Source organism: Streptomyces sp. NPDC089915, assembly GCF_040684675.1.
GTDB lineage: Bacteria > Actinomycetota > Actinomycetes > Streptomycetales > Streptomycetaceae > Streptomyces.
Genome location: NZ_JBFBGN010000016.1, coordinates 73,338 through 84,676 on the forward strand (window position 1 = coordinate 73,338; position 11,339 = coordinate 84,676).

Annotated in this window: 5 protein-coding genes and 1 pseudogene; 1 reads left to right on the top strand and 5 read right to left on the bottom strand. The window is 73.9% G+C overall.

The features are described 5' to 3' along the window. The first annotated feature begins 194 nt into the window (after positions 1-194). Complete coding sequence (locus AB0O29_RS07965; RefSeq protein WP_365147792.1) at positions 195-4,070, top strand: multifunctional oxoglutarate decarboxylase/oxoglutarate dehydrogenase thiamine pyrophosphate-binding subunit/dihydrolipoyllysine-residue succinyltransferase subunit; 3,876 nt, start codon at positions 195-197, stop codon at positions 4,068-4,070. Between the two features lie 69 nt (positions 4,071-4,139). On the opposite strand, the gene fxsT is transcribed toward AB0O29_RS07965, so the two are convergent. The 5 genes and pseudogenes from fxsT to AB0O29_RS07990 all read right to left on the bottom strand — a co-directional run. Beyond that, complete coding sequence (gene fxsT, locus AB0O29_RS07970; protein ID WP_365147795.1) at positions 4,140-7,142, bottom strand: FxSxx-COOH system tetratricopeptide repeat protein; 3,003 nt, start codon at positions 7,140-7,142, stop codon at positions 4,140-4,142. A 134-nt stretch (positions 7,143-7,276) separates the two neighbouring features. Then, positions 7,277-8,605 carry an HEXXH motif-containing putative peptide modification protein gene (locus AB0O29_RS07975; RefSeq protein ID WP_365147798.1) on the bottom strand — a complete coding sequence of 443 codons (1,329 nt, stop codon included), beginning with the start codon at positions 8,603-8,605 and terminating at the stop codon, positions 7,277-7,279. Next, positions 8,602-9,768 carry an FxsB family cyclophane-forming radical SAM/SPASM peptide maturase gene (locus tag AB0O29_RS07980; protein WP_365147817.1) on the bottom strand — a complete coding sequence of 389 codons (1,167 nt, stop codon included), beginning with the start codon at positions 9,766-9,768 and terminating at the stop codon, positions 8,602-8,604. The genes AB0O29_RS07975 and AB0O29_RS07980 overlap by 4 nt, the downstream gene beginning before the upstream one ends. Before the next feature lie 273 nt (positions 9,769-10,041). Further along, on the bottom strand, positions 10,042-10,242 hold the full coding sequence (fxsA, locus tag AB0O29_RS07985; RefSeq protein WP_365147801.1) for an FxSxx-COOH cyclophane-containing RiPP peptide: 201 nt from the start codon (positions 10,240-10,242) through the stop codon (positions 10,042-10,044). Between the two features lie 95 nt (positions 10,243-10,337). Continuing rightward, positions 10,338-11,339, bottom strand: a pseudogene (locus tag AB0O29_RS07990) (hypothetical protein); the annotation flags it as partial.

Sequence of the window (11,339 nt, forward strand, 5' to 3'; positions counted from 1 at the left end):
GGCCACGGGGGTCGCAACCTGGCTGCCCCCTACCCGAACCACGCTTGTTTCCCGCCATTCCACGCGATGAAACCCGCCGTTCGGTGTGACCTGCGTGACGGAAGTCCCGCCCGGCCTGCATTGCACCGCCCGGGAGGCGTAGCCTTTATTCCCGCTGTCCATACCTTGTGAAGCGGAAGAGGGCGGTTGCCGCCGTGTCGCCACAGTCCCCCAGTAACCCGAGCACCACGACCGACGCAGCAGAGGGCGGGAAGAACCCCGCCTCAGGCTTCGGCGCGAATGAGTGGCTCGTCGACGAGATCTATCAGCAGTACCTCCAGGACCCGAACTCGGTCGACCGGGCCTGGTGGGACTTCTTCGCCGACTACAAGCCGGGGGGCGCTGCCGCTCCGGTGAAGTCGGACGGTCCCGGTCCCGAGAAGTCCTCGACGACGGATGGCGCCTCCGCACAGGCCGCCACCGCCCCGGTCGGGATCCCGCAGGCCGCCGACGCCGCCACGGGGGCGGCGCCCGCCGCGCCCTCCGCCGCGACCACGCCCGTGTCAGCTCCTTCCCCTGCTCCTGCCACCCCCTCTGGTGCCCCTGCTGTGACTGTCACCTCCCAGGCCCCGGCCGCCGCACCGGCCGCGCCCGCCCCTCAGGCCCCGGCCGCCGCCACCACCCCGGCTCAGAAGGCCGCGCCCGCCACCGAGGCCCCCCAGGGCCCCGAGCTGGTGACGCTCCGCGGCCCCGCGGCCGCCGTGGCCAAGAACATGAACGCCTCCCTCGACGTCCCGACGGCCACGTCCGTCCGCGCCGTCCCGGTGAAGCTGCTGTTCGACAACCGCATCGTCATCAACAACCACCTCAAGCGCGCCCGCGGTGGGAAGATCTCCTTCACCCACCTCATCGGCTACGCGATGGTGCAGGCCATCAAGGCCATGCCGTCCATGAACCACTCCTTCGCGGAGAAGGACGGCAAGCCGACCCTGGTCAAGCCGGAGCACGTGAACTTCGGCCTCGCGATCGACCTGGTCAAGCCGAACGGCGACCGCCAGCTCGTCGTCGCCGGCATCAAGAAGGCCGAGACCCTGAACTTCTTCGAGTTCTGGCAGGCCTACGAGGACATCGTCCGCCGCGCCCGCGTCGGCAAGCTGACGATGGACGACTTCACCGGCGTCACGGTCTCCCTGACCAACCCCGGCGGCCTGGGCACCGTCCACTCGGTGCCCCGCCTGATGCCCGGACAGTCGGTCATCATGGGCGTCGGCTCCATGGACTACCCCGCCGAGTTCCAGGGCACCTCGCAGGACACCCTGAACAAGCTGGGCATCTCCAAGGTCATGACCCTGACCTCGACCTACGACCACCGGGTCATCCAGGGCGCGGCCTCCGGCGAGTTCCTGCGCATCGTCGCGAACTTCCTCCTCGGCGAGGGCGAGTTCTACGACAACGTCTTCGAGTCGCTGCGGATCCCGTACGAGCCGGTCCGCTGGATGCGCGACATCGACGCCTCGCACGACGACGACGTCACGAAGGCCGCCCGCGTCTTCGAGCTGATCCACTCCTACCGGGTCCGCGGCCACGTCATGGCCGACACCGACCCGCTGGAGTACAAGCAGCGCAAGCACCCCGACCTCGACATCACCGAGCACGGCCTCACCCTGTGGGACCTGGAGCGCGAGTTCGCGGTCGGCGGGTTCGCCGGCAAGTCGATGATGAAGCTGCGCGACATCCTCGGCGTGCTGCGCGACTCGTACTGCCGCACCACCGGCGTCGAGTTCATGCACATCCAGGACCCGAAGCAGCGCCGCTGGATCCAGGACCGCATCGAGCGCGCGCACTCCAAGCCGGAGCGCGAGGAGCAGCTGCGGATCCTGCGCCGCCTGAACGCGGCGGAGGCCTTCGAGACCTTCCTGCAGACGAAGTACGTCGGCCAGAAGCGCTTCTCGCTGGAGGGCGGCGAGTCGGTCATCCCGCTGCTCGACGCGGTCATCGACTCCGCGGCCGAGGCCCGCCTCGACGAGGTCGCGATCGGCATGGCCCACCGCGGCCGCCTGAACGTCCTCGCCAACATCGTCGGCAAGTCGTACGCGCAGATCTTCCGCGAGTTCGAGGGCAACCTCGACCCGAAGTCGATGCACGGCTCCGGCGACGTCAAGTACCACCTGGGCGCCGAGGGCACCTTCACGGGCCTCGACGGCGAGCAGATCAAGGTCTCCCTGGTCGCCAACCCCTCGCACCTGGAGGCCGTCGACCCGGTCCTCGAAGGTGTCGTCCGCGCCAAGCAGGACGTCATCGGCAAGGCCGGCACGGACTTCACCGTCCTGCCCGTCGCCCTGCACGGCGACGCCGCGTTCGCGGGCCAGGGCGTGGTCGCCGAGACGCTGAACATGTCGCAGCTGCGCGGCTACCGCACCGGCGGCACCGTCCACGTCGTGATCAACAACCAGGTCGGCTTCACCGCCGCCCCGGAGTCCTCGCGTTCGTCGATGTACGCGACCGACGTGGCCCGCATGATCGAGGCGCCGATCTTCCACGTGAACGGCGACGACCCGGAGGCCGTGGTCCGCGTCGCGCGGCTCGCCTTCGAGTTCCGTCAGGCGTTCAACAAGGACGTCGTGATCGACCTCATCTGCTACCGCCGCCGCGGTCACAACGAGTCGGACAACCCGGCGTTCACGCAGCCGCTGATGTACGACCTGATCGACAAGAAGCGCTCGGTGCGCAAGCTGTACACCGAGTCCCTCATCGGTCGCGGCGACATCACGCTGGAAGAGGCCGAGCAGGCGCTCCAGGACTTCCAGGGCCAGCTGGAGAAGGTCTTCGCGGAGGTCCGCGAGGCCGCCACGCAGCCCGCGGTCGCCGCGCCGGCCCAGGCCCCGCAGGCCGAGTTCCCGGTCGCCGTGAACACGGCGGTCTCCCCGGAGGTCGTCAAGCGGATCGCCGAGTCCCAGGTCAACATCCCCGAGGGCCACACGGTCCACCCGCGTCTGCTGCCGCAGCTGCAGCGCCGCGCGGCGATGATCGACGACGGCACCATCGACTGGGGCATGGGCGAGACCCTGGCCTTCGGTTCGCTGCTGATGGAGGGCACCCCGGTCCGCCTGTCGGGCCAGGACTCCCGCCGCGGCACCTTCGGCCAGCGCCACGCGGTCCTGATCGACCGGGAGACCGGCAACGACTACACGCCGCTGCAGTACCTCTCGGACGACCAGGCCCGCTACAACGTCTACGACTCGCTGCTCTCCGAGTACGCGGCCATGGGCTTCGAGTACGGCTACTCGCTGGCCCGCCCGGACGCGCTGGTGCTGTGGGAGGCCCAGTTCGGTGACTTCGTCAACGGCGCGCAGACCGTCGTCGACGAGTTCATCTCCTCGGCCGAGCAGAAGTGGGGCCAGACCTCCGGCGTCACGCTGCTGCTGCCGCACGGCTACGAGGGCCAGGGCCCGGACCACTCGTCCGCCCGCCCGGAGCGCTTCCTCCAGCTCTGCGCGCAGAACAACATGACGGTCGCGATGCCGACCCTGCCGTCGAACTACTTCCACCTGCTGCGCTGGCAGGTCCACAACCCGCACCACAAGCCGCTGGTCGTCTTCACCCCGAAGTCGATGCTGCGTCTGAAGGCCGCGGCGTCGAAGGCGGAGGAGTTCACGAACGGTTCGTTCCGTCCGGTCATCGGGGACGCCACGGTCGACCCGAACGCCGTCCGCAAGGTCGTCTTCTGCGCGGGCAAGGTCTACTACGACCTGGAGGCCGAGCGGGAGAAGCGCGGTATCACCGACACCGCGATCATCCGCATCGAGCGGCTGTACCCGCTGGCGGGTGCCGAGATCCAGGCGGAGATCGCCAAGTTCCCGAACGCTGCCAAGTACATCTGGGCGCAGGAGGAGCCGGCGAACCAGGGCGCGTGGCCGTTCATCGCGCTGAACCTGATCGACCACCTCGACCTGGCGGTCGGCGCGGACGTCCCGGCGGGCGAGCGCCTGCGGCGCATCTCGCGCCCGCACGGCTCGTCCCCGGCGGTGGGTTCCGCGAAGCGCCACCAGGCGGAGCAGCAGCTGCTGCTGAACGAGGTCTTCGAGGCGTAGTCGCCGACGCGACCCGCACGAAGAAGGAAGGCCCGGCCCCCACTCGGTGGGGGCCGGGCCTTCCGGCTGTTACGGCTGTGGTTCGAAGTCCCAGTACGGCCTCGTCTGCTGGCGGGCCGCGACCGTGTGGACGTGTTGGGGGCCCAGGGTGCGGGTGAGGGCCTTGAGGGCGGCGTCCTCGTGTTTGGCGGCCTCCGTGTCCTCCCGGACGGAGCGGAGGTCGGCGGCGAGGGCGATCTGGGCGCTGAGGGTCATCGGGTGGTCGGGGCCGAGGACCTGTTCGGTGGTGCGCAGGGTTTCGCGGCCGAGGTCGAGGGCGGACTCCAGGCGGCCGGTGATGTTGCGGTGGCCGGTGGCGTTGAGGGCGCAGCCCAGGGTCCAGGGGTGGCGCTCGCCGAGGGCTCCGCGCATGCCGACGAGGGCCTGTTCGGCGAGGTTCAGGGCCTCGGCGCGTTCGCCCTGGGCGCGCAGGACCAGGCCGAGGTTGCCGACCGTGCCGATGCTGTAGGGGTGGGCGAGGCCCAGCTGGGACTGGTAGCCGCGGACGACCTCCTCGGAGATCCGGCGGGCCTCCTCGATGTCCCCGTACTCGCGCAGGTAGGTGGCGTAGTCGGAGGCGACCATCAGGGTCCAGGGGAACTCGGCGCCGAAGACCCGGGTCGAGCGTTCGAGGACGCTGCGCAGGCGGGCGCCGGCGCCGGGGATGTCGCCGGTGCGGCGCAGGCACTGGCCGAGGTTGTGTTCGGCGCGCAGGGTCTGGGGGTGGTTGGTGCCGAGGACCTGGACGTGCAGTTTGAGGCCCTGTTCCTGGCGGGCGAGGGCTTCGCGGTAGCGGCCCATCAGGCGCAGTCCCATGGCGCAGCCGATGCCGGAGGAGAGGGTGGCGATGTGGCGTACGCGCAGGACGCGTTCGCGACGGCGCAGGGTGTCGAGGTCGGTGTCGTAGGCCTCCTGGTAGCGGCCGAGCAGGCGCAGGGCGACGGCGACGTTGTTCTGGGCGTTGAGGGTGGTGGAGTCGTCCTCGCCGAGGAGTTCGCGGTAGCTGGCGAAGGCGTGTTCCAGCAGTTCGCGGGCCTGGTCGAACTTGGCGGTGCTGAGGAGGACCCCGGCGTAGGTGCTGGTGGCGCGGAGGGTCTCCAGGTCGCGGGCGCCGCGTTCGGCGGTGAGCCGGTCGGCGACCTGGCGGGCGAGGGTCTCGGCGCGGCGGAACTGGCCGAGCATGCGCAGGGCGCCGCCGTAGTGGTAGCTGAGCTCGCGGACCTGGTCGTGGTCGTCGCCGAGCATGGCCCGCCAGACGCCGTCGGTCCGTTCTGACAGGCGCAGGCAGGTGCGGTACTCGCCGGCGAGGATCAGGAAGCGCAGGCAGTGCAGCAGGAAGCTCTGGATGCGGGGGTTGCTGCTGGTCAGGACTCCGGCGGGTTCCAGGTGCGGGATGAGTTCGGCGTAGCGGGGCCAGAGCCGGGAGTCGGTGGGGCGGCCGGGGTCGGCGGCGGCGAGGACCTGGCGGACGGCGCGGGAGAGCTGGTCGGCCTCGTCCTCGGCGAGGTTCTCGCGGACGATGTTGTGGACCATGCGGTGCAGCTGGACGGTCTCCAGGCCGCCGCCCTCCTCGACGGACAGGTCGGAGTACTCCAGGCGGACGACGGAGAACTGGACGAGTTTGTTGAGGGCGGCGTTCCAGCGGATCTGGTCGTTGACGATGCCGGCGAGGTCCTCGGGGACGTCCTCGGCGGGGAACTCGCGCAGCAGCCGCAGCGGGACGCGGCCGGGAGCGAAGAAGACGAACAGCCGCAGCAGGGCGAGGGCGTCGGGGAAGTTCTCCCGGACGTTGTTGAGGAGTATCGCCAGGGCGGTCGGGAAGGGCAGCGGGTAGTCGTCGGAGAGGGTGACGGCCTCGTGGGAGTCGAGCCGGCGCTGGAGCAGGGCGAGGTACTCGCCGACGCCGAGGGGGGAGTCGGCGAGCCAGCCGGCGGTCTGGTCGAGGGCGAGGGGGTAGTCCTCCAGGGCGTCGGCGAGCTGGTCGGCCTCCTCTCCGGTGAGGCGGCGGGCCCGGCGGCGGATGAAGGTGACGGACTCGGGGCGGGCGTAGAGGGGGACTTCGACGAGGCTGGTGTGCCGGGCGGCCCACTCGCGGTTGCGGGAGGTGATGATGACGTCGCCGGCGCCGGAGGGCAGCAGGTCGGTGAGGTCGTCGGGGTTGTCGCAGCCGTCGAAGACCATCAGCCAGCGGTGGTAGGGGGAGCCGCGGCGCAGGGCCTCCAGTACGGCCCGGATCTGTTCGCCGTAGCTGCCGGCGCCGCGCGGCAGGCCGAGTTCGGGGGCGAGGTCGGCGAGGCGTTCGCGGAGGGTGGGGCGGTCCTCGGCGGGGACCCACCAGACGACGTCGTACTCGGAGGCGAAGCGGTAGGCGTACTCGGTGGCGACCTGGGTCTTGCCCACCCCGGACAGGCCGAGGAGGGTGACGGTGGAGGCGCCGGGCGGGGCTTCGGTGAGGGCGGCGCGCAGCCGGCCGATGACGTCGTTGCGGCCGGTGAAGCGGGGGTTGCGGCGGGGGACGCGGCCCCAGATCTCGGGCGGGTCGTTGGGGAAGCGGGGGCCGCGGCGGCCGCTCTCGGTGCCGATCCGGTCGGTGGGCAGGTCGAGGCGGCGCAGGACGCGGTACTCGGCCTCGTAGGCGTCCAGGCCCCACAGGTCGGTCTTCTCCAGGGCGGCGACGGCGCTGGGCAGCGGGGCGTCGGTGAGGCAGACGGCGGCGAACCGGTCGGGGTGGGCCTCGGTGACGGTGCGCAGCGCGGTGTTCCACTCCTCGTCCGTGTGGGTGCCGGCGGAGAAGTAGCGTTCGCTGAGGATGACGAGGACCGTGCCGCCCGCGCGGGCGAGGTCGTCGAGGGCCTCGGTGATGCCGGGGCCGGTCTGCGGGTCCCAGCGCTGGAGGGCGACGCGGTGGCCGTGCTCCTCCAGGCGGTGGGCGATCCACGCCGCCCAGGGGCGGTTGAAGCCCGCGAAGCTGATGACGAAGCGCTGGGGCTGGGCGGCTCCGTCGCGGTCGTGGCGCGTACCGGTACCGGTCATGCGGCCGTCTCCCTGGGGTGTCCGGGCGGTGGACGGGGTGCGGGCGGTGCGGGGCGCTGCCGCCGCCGGGGGTGCCGTGGCGGCAGGACCAGGTGCGAGGGGCGGGCTTGAAAGGTACCGCAGCGGACGGCCCGTCAGGCCCCCGTGGACTCCGCGAGTTCGGGGTGTGCCGCGCACCAGGCGCGCCGTTCGCGTTCGAGGGCGCGGCGGGCGGTGGTGTGCTGGTCGCCGGGCGGCGGCAGCTCGTCCATGGCCCGTTCGGCCCCGGCCATGCCGTCGACGAACGCCCGTCCGGTGGCGGTCAGCCGGGGGTGGGCGCGCAGGACGGGCAGGACGGCGGCGACCTGGGCGCGGACGCGGGCGTGCCGGGCCCAGGCGCCGCGGGCCCCGTAGAGGGCGGCGCGCTGCCAGTATCCGGCCAGGGCCAGATGGGCGTACGTGCCGTGCAGCAGCCCTTCGAGGGGGCGCGGGTCGGCGCGCCAGGGGGCCCAGTGGCGGGGGGTGCGGTCGGCGGTGTGGAGGGTGAGGACGTCGGTGAGGGCGGCCAGTTTGCCGTGCTGCACCTCGTGGACGAGGGTCGCCGCGAGGGCGGGCGGGGACTGGCTGCGGGCGAGGACGGCCCCGGCGGCGGCGGGGAGGGTGGCGCCGCTGGAGCGGGAGCCGCCGCCGAGGGGGACGACGCAGCGCAGCAGGCGGCCGGCCTCGTCGGCGCGGGCCGAGTCGTAGCGGTCCAGGAGGGTGAGGGCGCCGGTCCACTGGGTGTCCCAGCGTTTGTGCCCCTTGGGGGTGAGCCGGCGGGCGGGGCGGGCGGGGGCGGGGTGCGCGGCGGCGGGGGCCCGGTAGGGGTCGAGGTCGTCGAGGGAGGTGCGGCCGCCGGGCAGGGGGTGCAGGGGGAGGGCGTCTCCGGAGTCCCAGGAGCGTTCGGTCAGGGCGAGCGGGCCGGGCCGCTCGGGGAGCAGCAGGCCGAGGGTGGGCAGGGCGAGGCGGCCGTGGGCGGGGCGCAGGGTGGTCTTGAAGCCGATGCCGGCGCGCAGCGCGGCGGCGACGGCGAGGGCCCCGAGGTGTCCCAGGTCGGGGGCGGGTCCGTGCGGGGCGTGGAGCCGGCGCAGGGTCTCCTCGGCCCACACCCCGGTGGAGGGGTAGTGCAGGACGTCCCGTACGGCGTGGGGGTCCTGGCCCTCGGCCTCCTCCAGGAGCCCCCACCACTCCCCCGCCTCGGGCCCGGGGGCGGCGTCGAGCACGGCCCGCAGCAGGAGCAGCCGCTTGGAGCGGCGGACGTCCCCGACGAGGCGGAGACCTTCGGGCGAGGGCTCGGTGGTGGCGAGGGCGCGCAGGACGCGGGGGCCGACGGAGAACCGGGGGAGGGCGTCGGGGGGACCGGCGGGGCGCCCGGCTCCGGGGTCCGGGCTGACGGGGTCCGGGCTGACGGGGTGCGGGGGTTCGGGGTCCGGGGGGCGGGTCATGAGGCGGCCCGCCGGGTCGTGGCGGCCGTGTGGACCGCGCGGGCGATGTGGCGGATCAGGGCCTGGAGGTCCGCACAGTACACGGAGGGCTGGCGGAAGCCCTCGCCCTCGCGGTAGCGGTGGGGGTAGTGGCCGCCGCCGCAGACCTCCACCAGCTCGCAGGAGCGGCAGCCGGCGGCGAGGGCCTCGCGGCCGAGCTGGCGGGCGGCGAAGCCGGGGTGGTCGAGGAGGTCGTCGAAGCTGTGGGTGTCGAGGGTCATGCCGGTCGCCGCGGCCCCTTCGTAGGCGGACTTCAGGGAGTCGGCCTGCTCGATGCTGCCGTCGGTCTCCACCACTGCGGTGGCGGCGGGCGCCAGGCCGAGGCTCTCGGTGGCGGCGGGGAGGCCCAGCAGCAGGGCGATGACCTCCTCGAAGATCCGTATCCGGGTGCGCCGCGTCCCGTCCTGCCACCAGCGTTCGAAGACGGCGATCAGCCAGTCGGCGTACGGGGTCGCGGTGGCGGGCCCGGTGCGGCCGGGGGGCGGGGTGCTCCAGTTGGCCAGGGGCAGCAGCAGGCCGATGGCGGGCGGGTCGAAGGCGAGCAGCGACTCGTACGTCTCCACCGGGTCCTGTCCGACGTCGGCCACGCAGAGCACTCCGGCGTAGCCGGCCGGGTGCCGGGCGAGCAGCCGCAGGCCGTGGGCGGCGGCGCCGAAGCCGGGCCGGCCCGCGTGGTCCACGCGGCGGGTGTTGTGGGCGGGGAGCCCGCCGTCGAGGCTGACGCCGATGCGGATCCCGGCGGCGGTGAGGGCGGCGATCCGGCCCCGGGTGAGCAGGGTCGCGTTGGTCTGCACGCTCGCGGTGACCCGGGTGCGGGGCGAGCGCCGGGCCAGTGCGGCGCGTACCGCCTCGACGGGGGCGGCCAGTTCGGCGGGGGCCGCGAGGAGGGGTTCGCCGCCGTGCAGGACGAGGTCCACGCGGGGCAGTTCGTGCGCGGCGGCGTGCTCGGCGATGCGTTCGGCGGCACGCAGGGCGGTGGCGGGGGTCATGGCCGCGGGGCGGGTGCGCCAGCTCTGGTCGGCCATCTCGTAGACGTAGCAGTAGGTGCAGGCGAGGTTGCAGCGGCTGTGGGTCTTGAGCACGAACTGCCGTACGGGGTGGGCCCGGTGGCCGGCGGCGCGCAGGGTGGGGACGTCGAGCCGGGCGTAGGGCCAGGGCGCGTGGCGGGCGTGGCGGGCCCGGTCGGCGAGGGCGGCGGGGGTCCGGTGGGCGGGCAGCGCGGGGCCTCCCGTGATCGCTCGGCTCGTCACCCGTACCTCCTCCCCCGGCCACCGCCGGGGGGTTCCGGCCCCCGGGACGGTCCATCCCTGCCCTCCGCGGGGGTCCGGCTAACGGCGGAAAGTGGTCAACTCCGGGCGGTACGGACCACCGTGGCGGGCGGGGCGGCGGGGGCGCGGTCAGGCGACTCCCGAGTCGAAGGCGTTGAGGATCTCGGCCGGGTGGGTCACCCGTTCGACGAGCCCCTCGATCACCTCGGCGAGCACCGGGTGGGCGATCCCGCGCAGGGCGGTCAGGTCGAGCCCGGAGAGGTCGGGGAGCTGCCCGGGGCAGGGGCGGGGGTCGGGGGGCGCGGCCACTTCCTGACGTCCGGTCACCATGGGCTGCCCGTCCCCCTGTCGCACCGTGGAATGTGGATTGCGGTGGAATGCCGTGGTCCACTGCCCTTTCCCGCGGTCCGGCGGGGGGAAACGGCTCATCCGCCGCTCTCCAGGGCGTGGATCCGCGCACGGACGGCCGCGGCCCGCTCCCCGTCCGGCCGGCCCTGGCGCTGCCACAGCTCCAGGGCGGCCCGGTAGGCGTCCAGGGCCGCGCGGGGGCGGGCCAGGCGTTCCAGGACCCCGCCGCGCAGCTCCTGGACCCGGGCGGCGATCCGGAGGGCGGCGCCGGTGTCCTCGGGGTCGGCGGGGCCGGGCTCCAGGGCGGCGCGCCAGGCCCGCCGGTAGGAGTCCGCGGCCCGGTCGAGGCGGTCGGCGGTGTGGGTGTGGGCGTGGATCTCCTGCTGCACGTCCCCGTGGTCGCGCCAGGCGCGGGCCCGTTCCAGGGGGCCGTGGCTCTGCCGAACGGCCAGCTCCAGCAGGTACTCGGCCTCCCGAAGGTCGACGAGGTCCCCCTCGTAGGTGTGCCGCAGCCGCAGCCCGGAGGCCAGCCGGCGCAGCCGGTACGCGGCCCCGGGGTCGGACTGGGCCACCGCCGAGCGGCTCTCGCGCAGCACCCGTACGGCGGTGGAGGCGAAGCGGCGGCCGTCGGCGGCGCGGGCCCGCTCCAGGAGGGCGTCGCCCCATTCGGGCAGCAGTCCCGCGTAGGCCTCCCCGTCGCGGGGGATCAGCCGCCGGGCCCGCGCGTACGCCTCGGCCGCCTCCTCCAGGGCCGCCGGGTCCGCGTCCCGGTCGTACCGGGCCCGGTGCACGCGGGCCAGGCACTGGAGCGCGGCGAGCCGCAGCTCGGGCTCGCCGACCCCTTCGTCGAGCGCCCGCAGCAGCTGTGCCCGCGCCTCCTCCAGCCGCGCGGGCAGGTACCGCAGCGCCCCGGCCAGCTCCACCCGCACCCGGGCGGTCCGCCGCGCCCGCCCGGCGCCACCACCCGGCCCGGCCCGGCCCCGGCCGGCCACCCCGACCCCGCCCGCCGTGCGCTCGCGCCCCCCGGCGGCGCCACCCGGGGCGCCCCCCCCCCCGCGCGGGGCACCCGCGGGCCCCGC